The sequence below is a fragment of the Mesorhizobium sp. P3_A2 genome (assembly GCF_056403115.1).
The window spans coordinates 52,819-65,445 of sequence record NZ_JBFUGC010000017.1 but is presented as its reverse complement, the minus strand read 5'-3'; the positions used below and the strand labels follow the sequence as shown (position 1 = coordinate 65,445).

Annotated in this window: 14 protein-coding genes; 8 read left to right on the top strand and 6 right to left on the bottom strand. The window is 64.0% G+C overall.

Annotation, left to right across the window (positions count from 1 at the left end):
- The first annotated feature begins 33 nt into the window (after positions 1-33).
- The 3 genes from AC1DXM_RS28935 to blaOXA all read left to right on the top strand — a co-directional run bounded on the left by AC1DXM_RS28935 (position 34) and on the right by blaOXA (position 1,656).
- Complete coding sequence (locus AC1DXM_RS28935; protein WP_477238513.1) at positions 34-189, top strand: hypothetical protein; 156 nt, start codon at positions 34-36, stop codon at positions 187-189.
- A gap of 125 nt (positions 190-314) precedes the next feature.
- Positions 315-683 carry a membrane protein insertion efficiency factor YidD gene (gene yidD, locus AC1DXM_RS28930; RefSeq protein ID WP_477238511.1) on the top strand — a complete coding sequence of 123 codons (369 nt, stop codon included), beginning with the start codon at positions 315-317 and terminating at the stop codon, positions 681-683.
- A gap of 157 nt (positions 684-840) precedes the next feature.
- Complete coding sequence (gene blaOXA, locus AC1DXM_RS28925) at positions 841-1,656, top strand: class D beta-lactamase (RefSeq protein ID WP_477238509.1); 816 nt, start codon at positions 841-843, stop codon at positions 1,654-1,656.
- Between the two features lie 11 nt (positions 1,657-1,667).
- On the opposite strand, the gene AC1DXM_RS28920 is transcribed toward blaOXA, so the two are convergent.
- Complete coding sequence (locus AC1DXM_RS28920; protein ID WP_477238507.1) at positions 1,668-2,504, bottom strand: SAM-dependent methyltransferase; 837 nt, start codon at positions 2,502-2,504, stop codon at positions 1,668-1,670.
- 207 nt (positions 2,505-2,711) lie between these two features.
- Between AC1DXM_RS28920 and thrS the strand changes: the two genes are divergently transcribed.
- The gene (thrS, locus tag AC1DXM_RS28915) at positions 2,712-4,685 is read left to right on the top strand and encodes a threonine--tRNA ligase (protein ID WP_477238505.1); all 1,974 of its coding nucleotides are present in this window, start codon (positions 2,712-2,714) and stop codon (positions 4,683-4,685) included.
- A gap of 84 nt (positions 4,686-4,769) precedes the next feature.
- On the top strand, positions 4,770-5,708 hold the full coding sequence (locus tag AC1DXM_RS28910; RefSeq protein ID WP_477238503.1) for a lysophospholipid acyltransferase family protein: 939 nt from the start codon (positions 4,770-4,772) through the stop codon (positions 5,706-5,708).
- Positions 5,709-5,751: 43 nt separating this feature from the next.
- On the opposite strand, the gene AC1DXM_RS28905 is transcribed toward AC1DXM_RS28910, so the two are convergent.
- Both AC1DXM_RS28905 and AC1DXM_RS28900 read right to left on the bottom strand, forming a co-directional pair.
- Complete coding sequence (locus AC1DXM_RS28905; RefSeq protein WP_477238501.1) at positions 5,752-6,714, bottom strand: hypothetical protein; 963 nt, start codon at positions 6,712-6,714, stop codon at positions 5,752-5,754.
- Positions 6,707-6,898, bottom strand: coding sequence for a hypothetical protein (locus tag AC1DXM_RS28900; RefSeq protein ID WP_477238499.1), 192 nt, complete (start codon positions 6,896-6,898; stop codon positions 6,707-6,709). Before AC1DXM_RS28900 ends, AC1DXM_RS28905 begins: the two co-directional genes overlap by 8 nt.
- Between AC1DXM_RS28900 and AC1DXM_RS28895 the strand changes: the two genes are divergently transcribed.
- Positions 6,882-7,466, top strand: a complete 585-nt coding sequence (locus tag AC1DXM_RS28895; protein ID WP_477238497.1) for a nitroreductase family protein — start codon at positions 6,882-6,884, stop codon at positions 7,464-7,466. The two genes, AC1DXM_RS28900 and AC1DXM_RS28895, sit on opposite strands and share 17 nt — an antisense overlap.
- Before the next feature lie 85 nt (positions 7,467-7,551).
- The gene (locus tag AC1DXM_RS28890) at positions 7,552-7,869 is read left to right on the top strand and encodes a hypothetical protein (protein WP_477238495.1); all 318 of its coding nucleotides are present in this window, start codon (positions 7,552-7,554) and stop codon (positions 7,867-7,869) included.
- 55 nt (positions 7,870-7,924) lie between these two features.
- Here AC1DXM_RS28890 and AC1DXM_RS28885 read toward each other — a convergent pair whose 3' ends face one another.
- Together AC1DXM_RS28885 and AC1DXM_RS28880 are read right to left on the bottom strand one after the other, a co-directional pair.
- On the bottom strand, positions 7,925-8,806 hold the full coding sequence (locus tag AC1DXM_RS28885; protein WP_477238493.1) for an HpcH/HpaI aldolase/citrate lyase family protein: 882 nt from the start codon (positions 8,804-8,806) through the stop codon (positions 7,925-7,927).
- Positions 8,806-9,258, bottom strand: coding sequence for a MaoC family dehydratase (locus AC1DXM_RS28880; protein WP_477238491.1), 453 nt, complete (start codon positions 9,256-9,258; stop codon positions 8,806-8,808). Before AC1DXM_RS28880 ends, AC1DXM_RS28885 begins: the two co-directional genes overlap by 1 nt.
- 151 nt (positions 9,259-9,409) lie before the next feature.
- Here AC1DXM_RS28880 and AC1DXM_RS28875 point away from each other — a divergent pair, with 151 nt between their 5' ends.
- Positions 9,410-10,534, top strand: coding sequence for a DUF2336 domain-containing protein (locus AC1DXM_RS28875; protein WP_477238489.1), 1,125 nt, complete (start codon positions 9,410-9,412; stop codon positions 10,532-10,534).
- Between the two features lie 4 nt (positions 10,535-10,538).
- Here AC1DXM_RS28875 and AC1DXM_RS28870 read toward each other — a convergent pair whose 3' ends face one another.
- On the bottom strand, positions 10,539-12,608 hold the full coding sequence (locus tag AC1DXM_RS28870; protein ID WP_477238487.1) for an FUSC family protein: 2,070 nt from the start codon (positions 12,606-12,608) through the stop codon (positions 10,539-10,541).
- Positions 12,609-12,627 lie beyond the last annotated feature (19 nt).

Here is a 12,627-nt window from a genome sequence, read left to right as displayed (position 1 = left end):
GGGCGTCTAATCCGTCTCAAAGGAGACACGGACATGATCCAGTTTCTGGAAATCTTTGGCGATGTGATGCGGATCGCGACGTTTCAATGGCATGGCGACAGGCACCACGCCCCGCGCATTGAGGAACGGCCAGCCATCCGCTGGGCGACTCCAAGGGAGCGGCATCCCTTTCGTCGCTCGCGACCCTGATGCCGACAGGGAAGCAAGTGAGTGAACGGGATTGCGTTTGCCTGCCGAAGCTCACATCTATCGGCTTGGAAGCGCAAGCCGATCCCGAAAAACGGGTTCGGGATCACGTTTAGAAAGAGATCGCCGTGGGTGACCAGCACCGGCATGTGCATGCCACCGGACAGACCCAGCGCGGGCGCAACTGGCCCGGTCCCTGGCGCAAGACGCCCGGCCGCATTTTCGGCACGTCGCTGGTGCGCCTGTACCAGCTGACGCTGTCCGGCTTTGTCGGCAACTCCTGCCGGCATCTGCCGACCTGTTCCGAATACGCGCACGAGGCGATTGCCCGGCACGGCCTGTGGGCCGGCGGCTGGATGGGACTGTTTCGCGTGCTGCGCTGCGGGCCGTTCGGAACGCATGGCATAGACCGTGTTCCGGAGGTGCTCGCCCCACGCTATGTCTGGTTCACACCTTGGCGTTATTGGCGGATCGGCAAGAAGCGCGGCGAGGCCTGACGGCGACGCTCTAGGCTCCTGATTCAGATCGCCAAGGCCGCATTTCTTTACGATCCGGTAGGGTTAACAACGGCCTGCACAAAGACTGCGCATTTGAGTCAAAATCGAGCCAAGACGCTTCGCTAAGCGCCTCCTGGTCATTCCCAGGAGAGCTCACATGCGTCGGATCGAAACCCATCCCTTTATCATTGCCGCGGTCCTGTTCCTGCTGGCCTGGTTTTTGGGGTTTCCGATGCGGGCGCACTCGGCGCCGCTTGGCGATGTCCAATGCACGCTGATCCAGGACGCGGCGAGCGGCGGGACGCTCTATCAGAACGGCGTCTGCGACCAACGCGTCAGCCCGGCTTCCACCTTCAAGGTTCCACTGGCGCTGATCGGTTACGACAGCGGCATCCTGAGTGACGCGCATACGCCGAGCTGGGAGTACAAGCCTGAATTCAAGGCCGTGAAGCGCGACCACAAAACCGTCGACCCGACGATCTGGGAGCGCGACTCGATCGTGTGGTATTCGCGCGAGATCGTGCGCCGGCTCGGCGCGAAAAGCTTTGCCGGCTACGTCTCGAAATTCGGCTACGGCAACATGGATGTCTCGGGCGATGCCGGCAAGGACAACGGGCTCACGCAATCCTGGATAAATTCCTCGCTGCAGATATCGCCGGTCGAACAGACAGCCTTCCTGCGCCAGCTGCTTGCCGGCAAGATGCCTGTTACGGCCAAGGCGCATGAGATGACCCAAGCCATCCTGCCGAGTTTTCAGGCCGGCGACTGGACGGTGCAGGGCAAGACCGGCAGCACAAGGCTCGGCAACAGCAAGGACAAACGCTCGCTCGGATGGTTCGTCGGCTGGGCCGAGAAGGGCGGACGCCGGATCGTCTTTGCCCGGCTGGTGGTCGATACCAAGCCGATCGACACGCCGAAAGGCCCTGCGACGCGCACGGCGTTCCTGAAGGATTTGCCGCAGCTGGTGAAATGATCTTGCGTGGCTTAAGCGCTCCGGCGGGCACGGATGAGGTGGCCGCCGGAATTCCTTGCCTCTGCCTTTGGCGCCCTGGAGAAGCGGGCGGCAATCTCGCTGCTTTCCAGATCTTCGATCTCGGCGAAGCCGAGTTCGCGCAGCGATCGCGCCAGCGCGGCGGGGACGAAGAAGTTGATCCAGGGCTCGCCGACAGTGGCGACGCGCTCTGCATGGAAGGAGAGGGCAGCCTGACCCGCCGCATCGCGGTTCTCGGCCGGCTCGCTATAGTCGAAGACGACCTCCGAACCGGGCATGCCGGCAATCCAGGACAGGGTGCTGAAGATCGCTTCCTGGCTCAGATACGGAACGACGCCCAGCCAGATGAAGAAACTGGGCTCGGCTGGCCTCAAGCCGGCTAATGCCAGTTCGTCCGCCGGGTTCTGCCGCTCGAAATTGACTGGCACGAACGTGGTGGCCGGCGGTTCGGCAAGACCAGCATCGGCGATGCATTTGCGCTTCCAGGCCTGTGTCGCCGGATGATCGACTTCGAACACCGCGACATCCGGGTACGGATTGCGCAGCGAGAAAGTGTCGAGACCGGCGCCGAGCACCACCACTTGCCGAACGCCCCGGCGCACCGCCGCAGCCAGCCAGTCCTCGGTGAGACGGGCACGCAAGGCCACGAACAGGCGCATGCGCCGGCTGCGCTCATCTTCCTGCTCGAGCTCCTGCGCCGTCGGTGCGGCATCGCCCAGTATCGCACTCGCGTATGGGTCGCGAAACAGCGCCGCCTGCGGCGAGAACTGGTGGAGGGCCCGCAGGCGCGCGACGCCCAGTGCGGTCCGGCTGGGTTTTGTGTCTTCCATGCCGGGGATTCCAACCTCGTGTCGGGGAAATTCGCAAGCCTGTGCGACTGGCCTGCGACATCTGTCGCGCCAATTCCTGACGGTTGCGCCAACGACGGCTCTTTACCTCTTACCGTGCTGCCTCTAAAACCCGCCCGCTGCCGGATGCCTCCGGCTTCACACCACGACCACCCGCGCTCGTTTGCGGGACTGGATAGGAGATACCTGATGCTGAATTCCGTTTCCCTGACATTTCCCGATGGCTCCGTCCGCGACTACGACGCGGCGATGACCGGTGCTGGGTTGGCCGAATCGATCTCGAAGTCGCTGGCCAAGAAAGCCGTCGCCTATGCCATCGACGGCACTGTGCGTGATCTTTCCGACCCGCTCGGCAAGTCCGGCAAGGTCGAGATCATCACCCGCACCGATCCCCGCGCACTGGAGCTCATCCGCCACGATGCGGCGCACGTGCTGGCGGAGGCCGTGCAGGAGCTGTGGCCGGGAACGCAGGTGACCATCGGGCCGGTGATCGAGAACGGATTCTATTACGACTTCGCCCGCAATGAGCCGTTTACGCCGGACGATTTCCCGGTGATCGAAAAGAAGATGCGCGAGATCATCGCGCGCAACAAGCCGTTCACCAAGGAAGTCTGGTCGCGCGACAAGGCGAAAAAGATCTTTGCCGACAAGGGTGAGCGCTACAAGCTTGAGCTGATCGATGCCATTCCCGAGGACCAGGATCTCAAGATCTATGCCCAGGGCGACTGGTTCGATCTTTGCCGCGGCCCACACATGGCCTCGACCGGGCAGATCGGCAACGCCTTCAAGCTGATGAAGGTGGCCGGCGCCTATTGGCGCGGCGATTCGAACAACCCGATGCTGACCCGCATTTATGGTACGGCCTGGGCCGACCAGGCTGAGCTCGATGCCTACCAGACGATGCTGGAGGAGGCGGAGAAGCGCGACCATCGCAAACTCGGCCGCGAAATGGATCTGTTCCATTTCCAGGAAGAGGGGCCGGGCGTCGTCTTCTGGCACGCCAAGGGCTGGAAGATGTTCCAGAACCTGGTCAACTACATGCGCCGCCGCCTCGACGAGCAAGGCTACCAGGAGGTCAACGCACCGCAGGTTCTGGACAAGAGCCTGTGGGAGACGTCAGGCCACTGGGGCTGGTATCGCGACGCCATGTTCAAGGTGACGGTGGCCGGCGACGACACCGACGACGACCGCGTGTTCGCGCTGAAGCCGATGAACTGTCCGGGCCATGTGCAGATCTTCAAGCATGGGTTGAAATCCTATCGCGATCTGCCCGTAAAGCTTGCAGAATTCGGCAATGTGCATCGCTACGAACCGTCCGGCGCGCTGCACGGGCTGATGCGTGTGCGCGGTTTCACGCAAGACGATGCGCATATCTTCTGCACCGAGGATCAACTCGCCGCCGAGTGCTTGCGCATCAATGACCTGATCCTGTCGACCTATGCCGATTTCGGGTTCGACGAGGTCAGCGTGAAGCTGTCGACGCGGCCTGACAAGCGCGTCGGCACCGACGAGGCCTGGGATCATGCCGAGGCGATCATGAGCAGCGTGCTGGATACGATCCGCACGCGTTCGGGCAACCGCATCAAGACCTCGATCAATCCGGGCGAGGGCGCCTTCTATGGGCCGAAGTTCGAGTATGTGCTGAAGGACGCCATCGGCCGCGAATGGCAGTGCGGCACCACGCAGGTCGACTTCAACCTGCCGGAGCGTTTTGGCGCTTTCTACATCGGTTCGGATTCGGAAAAGAAGCAGCCGGTGATGGTGCATCGCGCCATTTGCGGCTCGATGGAGCGCTTCCTCGGCATCCTGACCGAGCATTATTCCGGCCATTTCCCGCTGTGGTTCGCGCCGCTGCAGGTGGTGGTGGCGACGATCACGTCCGATGCCGACGACTATGCGCGAAAGGTTGTCGCACAGTTGAAGGCCGCGGGGCTTATCGCCGAAGCCGATCTGCGTAACGAGAAGATCAACTACAAGGTCCGCGAGCATTCGCTGGCCAAGGTTCCGGTGATCCTCGTCTGCGGCAAGCGCGAGGCGGAGGAGGAGACGGTCAACATCCGCCGGCTCGGCTCCCGCGACCAGGAATCGCTCAAGCTGGCCGATGCGCTCAAGTCGCTGTCCGACGAAGCCACGTCGCCCGACCGCAGACGAAACGCGGCCTGAACATCAATATCTCTAAGGAATGGCGGTGGAGCGATCCACCGCCATTTTCACATGCCTGTCACGCCAACCCTGTAACGAGCCCCCATGCTCAAGCTGAAAATGCGGGAAAGACCGTTTCCCGAGCTCTCCTACGCCAATGCGAGCCAGCCCGCGCTGACGCGCTGGTTCATCCATTCCATTGAAGGCCTGTCGGGACGTGACCGGTATGCTGCGCTCTACGATTTCTGGCGCCGCCAGGTGGCGCCTACCGGCGAACGCGTGTTCAGCCGCATGCTGGAGCTCATCGACGTCAAGGTGCGCAGCGCCGATCAGTGGCCGCCGGCGAAACTGCCTGACACACCGCTGGTGATCGTCGCCAACCATCCGTTCGGCATCGGCGACGGCATTGCGGTGCTGTCGCTGGCCGAGCAACTCGGGCGTCCATTCCGTGTCATGATCCACAAGGATCTGCTCAAGATCCGCGAGATGGAACCGTACTCGCTGCCGATCGACTTTTCCGAGACCAAGGACGCGGTGAAGAACAATATGGCTGTGCGCCATGAGGCTGTGCGGCTGTTGAAAGAGGGCGTCACCATCGTCGTGTTTCCGGCCGGCGGCGTCGCCACCGCGCCGAAAGGCTTTGGCCGGGCGCGCGACCTCCCGTGGAAGATGTTTCCGGCCCGCCTGGTGCAGGATGCCAAGGCGTCGGTGGTGCCGATGCATTTTTCCGGTCAGAACGGGCGGCTGTTCCATCTGGTCAGCGGCCCGATGAACATGGCCGAGCGTGAAGGGCGGGTGGCGAAATTCGTCGGCAAGGCGTCGCTGACGCTGCGCCTTTCGATGCTCATCCGCGAGTTCGCGCGGCTGTCCGGCAAGGCGATCGACGTGCGCGTAGGCAACGTACTGAGCTGGGACGAGTTGGAGCCGCTGCGCGACCGCAAGGCCTTGCTCGACCGCCTTCATCGTGGCGTCTTCGATCTGGCGCCGGATGCGCCGCGCGGCCGCGTCCACTTCCTGCCGCGCCGCCTGCGCAAGGCCGCCTGACGAAACGGGTACACCTTCGATTGAGCAGGCAAAACCCGCCGGTTTAGTCGGCACCTTCCTCGGGATCGATCGCCGACGCCTCGGTGGCCAGCACCTCGATCTCCTGGTTCTGTCCGGCAACGACGGTAAAATCCTTCTGGTAGATGCGGTCGCGGTTCTTGGCGATGATGGTGTATTGGCCTTCGGCCAGCACCATCGAGGCGAAGGCGCCGACGGCTTCCTTGATCGGATCGCCGGATTCGTTGAGCAGCGACCAGGATGTATCGGCGATGGCTTCGCCGCCGGTCTCGCGAACCAGCTTCATGGTCATCTCGGCCGCACGATGCTCGACCGTCGCTTCGGTCAGCTTGCCGGCCTCGACGCGTATGTCGGAGCGAATGACGGCATTCACCGCGCCATAGGTGGAGACGACATGGTAGACGCCGGCGTTGAGCCGTACGACGCTGTTCGGCTCGACATCGGGGATGATCAAGGCGCGGTCGCCATTGGCCTCAGCGGTGCCCTCATAGATGGAAAAGCGCAGCTTTTTGGGCGGAATGCGCACGCCGCCCGACAGCACTGCGTCGAGCTTGAGGCCGCCGGCATCGAGCACCAGGCTTTCGCGCCTGGCGTCCTTGCCGACGGTTATGCGCTTGGTGGCGCCGGCGCGTCCGTAGGAGGCGTGCACCAGATAGCTGCCGGGTTCGAGCTGGAACACCGCGGTGCCGCCATGCGCGGACGCCACCATCGGCAGCTTGCCGTCGCTGGCCGCCTCGGGCTTGAACACGCGCCAGACGATGCCGCGCGTGATGTCGGCCCCCTTGTCGGTCAACTGCGCCGACAGCGTTATGGCGCCACCGCCACTGAGCGCCAGCGACCTCTCGCTCTTGGGCGATGCGTAGCTCGAAATATCGGGGAGTTTCAGATTGGAGATGCCGTCGGCATTCTGCGCCACGGCCATCGAGGCCGGCGCAAACAGCGCGGCGGCGAGCCAAATCAGGAAAAGGCGCAATGTCCCCTCAAACATGCCTTGCGTTGAAGCCCAAGGCGGTGGCAATTTCAAGGCTTAAGAGTCCGGTCCGCCTTGGCAACAGGCTCTTTCGTCCGGCGCGTCCGCGCCAATGCCCCAAGCCGCCCCGATCCGCAATGGCGTGCTTCAGCTCAAAATCGAGTGCTTTAGGAGACCAGGCCCCCATGGCGTCGCCGATCATCGACTTCCTGCTGACCCGAAATTCCGCACCGATTCCTGAATTGAAGGAACCGGCGCCCAGCGATGCCGATATCGCGATCATGATCGCGGCTGCAAGCCGTGTGCCCGATCACGGCCGGCTGGAGCCCTGGCGCTTTATCCTCTATCGCGGCGAAGTACGCGTCGAGATCGGCAGGAAGCTGGCCGCCCTTGCCGAACAGCGCGAAGGGCCGTTGGCGGAAAACCGCCGGAACCAGGAGCTGGCGCGGTTTTCGCGTGCGCCGCTGGTGATCGGCGTGGTATCGATTCCGAAGGACAACCCAAAAATCCCGCAATGGGAGATGTTCCTGTCCGGCGGCATGGCGGCGATGAACCTGATGATCGCGGCCAACGCGCTGGGTTACGGCACCAACATGATCAGCAACTGGTATTCCGACGTGGCCGAGGGCAGGGCACTGCTGGGACTGGCGCCGCAGGAACGCGTCGTCGGCTTCGTCCATATCGGCTCCTACCAGGGGCCGGCGCCGGAACGGCCGCGGCCCGATCCGGCAAAGCTCTATGCCGATTACACAGGACCGTGGAACGGCTGACCGGTCTGCGAGCCATAGTGGGCCCGTCCAGGGTGGCTTGCCAGACGTGTGTGGCAGGTTCGACGTTCCTGTGGATTCCTTAGCCGTGCACACGCGAAAAGCGATGCCCTTCATCCAGAAGGCGGATGACTTCGTCGTCAGCAACAGGCTGGTCAGCCTGATGTTGGCGCAGGCGTCGGAGAACCAGTATCTCGCCGCGATCTTCGATGACCTGCTCGATGAGGAGGGCTCCGGAATCTACATGCGCCCGGTCGGCGACTATGTCGCCATCGACCAACCGGTGACGTTCTGGACGATCGCGGAATCGGCGCGGTTGCGTGGCGAGGTCGCCATCGGGTACCGCGCGTCCGTGCCGCGCAAACCGATGCGCGGGCGCTGGGCGGCGTCACCGTCAACCCGTTGAAGTCGGAAGCGCTGGCGTATCTGCCGGGGGACCGGGTCATTGTCCTGGCGCGAGACTAAGAGGAAACGCCTGCCGCCTTGGCGCGGGCCAGGAGCCGTTCAGCCAGCCTGAGATGTGGCCGGTCGAACATCTTGCCGTCAATGCCGACCACGCCGGGATTTCCGGCCGCCTCGAAGGCGGAGACGATCGCCTGCGAGCGTTCCACCGCCTCGGCCGATGGCGTGAAGGCGGCGTTGATGACTGGCACTTGCGCCGGATGGATCGCCATCTTGCCGGTGAAGCCGTCGCGCTCGGCTTCCGTGCATTCCGCCTCGAAGGCGACCATGTCGCGAAAATTCGGAAAGACGGTGTCGATCGCCGCGACTTCGGCCGCGCCAGCGGCGAGGATGGTCATGGTGCGGGCAAGGCGGAAGACGTCGGTATAGCGGCCGTTGTCGTCGCGCGCAGCGCGCGCGCCTATCGCCGCCGACAGATCCTCCGCACCCCAGGTGAGGCCGGCAAGCCGGGCGCTTGCCCCGGCATAGCTCGCGGCTGCGAGCACGCCGGCAGCGGTCTCGGTGATGATCGGCAGGATTCTTATGCCGCCGTCCGGCAATCCGTTTTCGGCCTCATGCACGCGCAGCTTTGCAGAGAGCTGCTGCACATCCTGGCCGCTGTTCGATTTCGGCAGCATGATGCCGTCGGGTTTGACTGCCACCAGCACTGCCAGATCGTCGTCGGTCAATCCGGTCGAGAGATCGTTGACTCTGATATAGACGGCGGAGCTTGTCTGCTGCCTGTTGCCGGCAATGAAGCGTGCCGCGATCTCGCGCGCCGTAGCCTTGTTTTGTGGCGCCACCGAATCTTCGAGATCGACGATGACCACGTCGGCGCCGGCGCCAAAACCCTTCTCCAGCTTCTTTTCGGAATCGCCGGGCACAAACAGCAGCGAGCGCATCAGGCTGCCTTTTTCATCATCATCGCCTGGCGCGTGCATTTGGCGACGAGCACGTCGTTCTGATTGTAGGCGCGATGCTCGAACTCGACGATGCCGCGGTCCGGCTTCGATTTCGATTCCCTGACCGAGAGCACCGTGGTCTCGACACGGATGGTGTCGCCGTGGAAGACCGGGTGCGGGAACACCGTCTCCTTCATGCCGAGGTTGGCGACCGTGGTGCCGACGGTGATGTCATTGACGGAGATGCCGATCATCAGGCCGAGCGTGAACAATGAATTGACCAGCGGCTTGCCCCATTCGCTTTTGGCGGCGAAGTCGAAGTCGATATGCAGCGGCTGCGGGTTCAGCGTCATCACCGAAAACAGCATGTTGTCGCTTTCGGTGACGGTCTTGCGCAGCGTGTGCCTGAAGACATGGCCGACGACGAACTCTTCGAGATAAAGCCCGGCCATTATCGTCCTCCTCTGCAGCCTGACGGTTGATAGGCGCTGCCCATGCCACCCGCAAGCCAGTTAATAAACATGGTGAACCGTTCGTAAACCATTTCTGCCTAGGGTCCTCGTGGGGCCGGAAACCTTCCGGCAAGGGGCAAAAGCAGGCGGCATGGTCGTTGTTTCGCATTTCCTGAAATGGATCTACACCGCCAAGGTATCGGAGCGTGCGGCCGCGGCGAGCGCGCTGGCTCGCGCCTATATCAACGCCGAACTGCCCTTTGAGGACCGCTGCGCTGCGGAGGCGGCACTGACGCTGCTGCTTGACGACGCCTCGTCGAAGGTGCGGCTGGCCCTGGCCGAGGCACTGTCGATGAGCCATCACGCCCCGCTGCAGATCATCAGCGCGCTCGCCTCCGACCAGCCGGAAGTGGCAGCCCTGGTGCTGGCGCGCTCGCCGCTGCTCACCGATGCAGACCTGATCGACCGCGTGGCGGCCGGTCACAAGGCGACGCAAAAGCTGATCGCGGACCGGCCGGTCGTCTCGATGGCGGTTGCCGCGGCCATTGCCGAGATCGGCGAACCGGAAGCGTGTGCCGCGCTGCTCGCCAATGACGGCGCCGATATCGCGTCGCTCAGCTTTCGCCGCATGGCCGAGCGGCATGGCCATATCGCTCATTTGCGCGAGGCTATGGTCACCGATATCAGGCTGCCCGCCGACTGCCGGCACATGCTGCTGGTCAAGCTCGGCGAAACGCTGAAGGGTTCACCGCTGGTGATGGCGCTGATGGGGGCGGCCAGAGCCGAGCGCGTCACGCGCGATGCCTGCGTCAAGGCTTCGGTGCGGCTGATTGAAGGCACGCGCACGGAGGAACATGCCGCACTCATCGAACATCTGCGCCTGCGCGGCGACCTGACCGCAAGTTTCATCATCCGCACCATTGCCCATGGCAAGGTCGACTTTTTCGGCTCAACCCTGGTCGCGCTCAGCCAACAGTCGCAGCAACGGGTGCGGGCGCTGCTTGCCGGCGGCCAAGACGTTGCGCTCCAGGCGCTGTTTCGCAGCGCCGGCCTTGCCGCTCCCACCCACGCCATCATCCTGCGCGCGCTCAAGATCTGGCGCGAGGTTGCCAATGGCAAGCGCGTCGCCGGCGTCCAGGAAGTCAGCTGGCTGATGCTGAAGGAACTCGGCGGCCAGTCTACCGAGGGCGATCTTGCCGGCCTGGTCAAGTCGATCCATCTCGACGCCCTGCGCGAAAATGCGCGTGGGCATGCGCTGGCGATCGCCGCAGCATAACTTCCTAGCCGCGATCCTTGGCGAAAAAATCCGGGAAATCCTCGATCGCCGCGGCGATGATGCGTAGCGAGGCTGCGATCTGCAGCGTGTCGGCACTGCCGCTGCGCTCGCTGAGGGCGGCTGCGTATTGCCGGGCGACGGCGACCGTCGCCGTCTGCGGATCGCCGGGTGCGCGAAAGAGCAGTTCACGCGCCAGGCCGCGCAGGAAATTGCCGATCGAAAGCGCGGTTTCGGAAGGCGTGGCCGGGCTCTGCTGCGCGGTGCGCAGCCGCAGGATTTCGAGGCCGACGGTGACGGCGGCGACGCCACCGCCGAGGACGGCATCGCCTTTCCTGCCGGCGTTCTGCAAGAGCGGCATCAGCTGGTTGATGCGGTCATAGGCAAGGCTCTCGAAGGCCGAACGCCGCGGCACACGCTCATGCAGGCAAAGCCGGGCCAGGTCCTCACGCATGGCGCGCACGATGCGGTTGGCCGCGAGCCATGGGTTGGCGGGCAGCACCACGATGAAGACGCCGATTGCCAGCAGGATGCCGACCAGCACCGACGCCGAGCCGGCGAAGAATGGGCCTGGAGCGTAGGTCATCGCCTGATGCGGGCTGAGGAAGGCGAGGAAGTTGATGGCAAAGGCCGTCGCCACGCCGACGGTGCGCGGATTGGCCATGCCCAGCGCCGTCGGTATCAGGATCGGCACCACAAACAGCGTGAACCAGCCGAAGCCGGGCAGGGCGGGCAGCGCGACCTGGCCGACAAGGAAGGCAAAGGGCAAAGCCAGCAGCGTTCCCCTAAAGAAGCCCCATGACACCTGCACCGGGTCAGGCCGGGCGGCGAAAAGACTGGAGACGACGGCCACGAGAATGACGGTGCCGGCCGCGTCGGACCATTTCGTCGTCAGCCAGAAGGCGGCGACCGCCAGCGTGGCAATGGCGGCGCGTATGGCATTGCGAAAAGCGCCGGGGTAGTCGCGGTGCACCACCAGCGCGGGCTGCTGCCTATTGCCCCGACCTGGGCGGGTCACCGGTGCGCGCAAAGCGTCGAGGCCGCGCAGCACCTGCTTGAAGGCTTCGGCAAAATCGGCGGCGATGGTGAGGCGTGTTATGGTGCCGACCCTGTCGTCGCCTTGATCGGTCGAGGCGTCGGGCATTTGCCTGGCCTTGCCGGCAATCGCGTCGAGCAGCGTCACCCATGGTGACGTGTCGTCCAGCGCCTCGGGCGTGGCTGCTAGTTCGCTGACCAGCGACTGCAGTTCCGAGCGCACCGGAATGAGTGCCGCGTTTTTGGGAGCGGCGTGAGAATGCAAGGCACGTGCGGCCGACAGTGCCGACAGAAGCTGGCCGATGGTGCGCCGGACCGGATGGGCGCGGGTGGCGAAGCTCGGCGCTTCGAGCCTTGCATAGGTGCGCATCTCGGCCAGCGTCTGGGCGTCGGCAATCAGCTTGCGATGCAGGCCGGCCAGCGTCGCCGGGTCTCCGCCGGAAAAAGCGCCGCCCGCATAAATGGCAAGGTCGAGGATGCTGCGCTTCAGCCTGGAGATGATGGCGTCGGCCGCCAGCTTGGGCAGGATCAGCCGGCTGGTCAGCCCGGCACAGACGATGCCGAGCACGATCTCGGCGCAGCGCGCGACAGCGAGATCGACGATCACATGCGGCTGGCCGAAGGCCGGCAGCCCAATGATCATTGCGGTATAACCAGCAAGTGCGGCGCCATAGGCTTCCGGGTTGCGCAGCAGCGACGAGACCAGCGTGCACAGGCCAATCCAGACGGACAACGCCGTGACCAGCAGCCAGGGGTTGGTCCCGAAAACGGAGGTGATGCCGATCGCCGCAAGCCCACCGGCCAGCGTGCCGAGCAGCCGGTAAAAGCCTTTCGCCAGCACCATGCCGGCGACCGGCTGGGCGACGATGAAGACTGTCATCATCGCCCATTGCGGGTGGTCGAGTTTTAGCGCGTAGGCAACGAGAAGCGCGATCAGGCCGGCCGAAACGGTGCGCAGCGCGAAAATCCAGTCCGAGCGTGTCGGCTGAGTCAGCCCCGCCAAACTGGCTTCGAAATAGCTCTTCAGCCGCGCCCAGATCACAGGCTGGTCTCCGTATCGG

What these genes read in the sequence shown, in the direction of transcription:
- AC1DXM_RS28920 (WP_477238507.1), bottom strand. Translation starts at nt 2,504, where the DNA reads ATGGAAGACACAAAACCCAGCCGGACCGCACTGGGCGTCGCGCGCCTG.
- AC1DXM_RS28900 (WP_477238499.1), bottom strand. Translation starts at nt 6,898, where the DNA reads ATGATCGGCGACGCCATGGGGGCCTGGTCTCCTAAAGCACTCGATTTT.
- thrS (WP_477238505.1), top strand. Translation starts at nt 2,712, where the DNA reads ATGCTGAATTCCGTTTCCCTGACATTTCCCGATGGCTCCGTCCGCGAC.
- AC1DXM_RS28910 (WP_477238503.1), top strand. Translation starts at nt 4,770, where the DNA reads ATGCTCAAGCTGAAAATGCGGGAAAGACCGTTTCCCGAGCTCTCCTAC.
- AC1DXM_RS28905 (WP_477238501.1), bottom strand. Translation starts at nt 6,714, where the DNA reads ATGTTTGAGGGGACATTGCGCCTTTTCCTGATTTGGCTCGCCGCCGCG.
- AC1DXM_RS28875 (WP_477238489.1), top strand. Translation starts at nt 9,410, where the DNA reads ATGGTCGTTGTTTCGCATTTCCTGAAATGGATCTACACCGCCAAGGTA.
- blaOXA (WP_477238509.1), top strand. Translation starts at nt 841, where the DNA reads ATGCGTCGGATCGAAACCCATCCCTTTATCATTGCCGCGGTCCTGTTC.
- AC1DXM_RS28895 (WP_477238497.1), top strand. Translation starts at nt 6,882, where the DNA reads ATGGCGTCGCCGATCATCGACTTCCTGCTGACCCGAAATTCCGCACCG.
- AC1DXM_RS28880 (WP_477238491.1), bottom strand. Translation starts at nt 9,258, where the DNA reads ATGGCCGGGCTTTATCTCGAAGAGTTCGTCGTCGGCCATGTCTTCAGG.
- AC1DXM_RS28935 (WP_477238513.1), top strand. Translation starts at nt 34, where the DNA reads ATGATCCAGTTTCTGGAAATCTTTGGCGATGTGATGCGGATCGCGACG.
- AC1DXM_RS28885 (WP_477238493.1), bottom strand. Translation starts at nt 8,806, where the DNA reads ATGCGCTCGCTGCTGTTTGTGCCCGGCGATTCCGAAAAGAAGCTGGAG.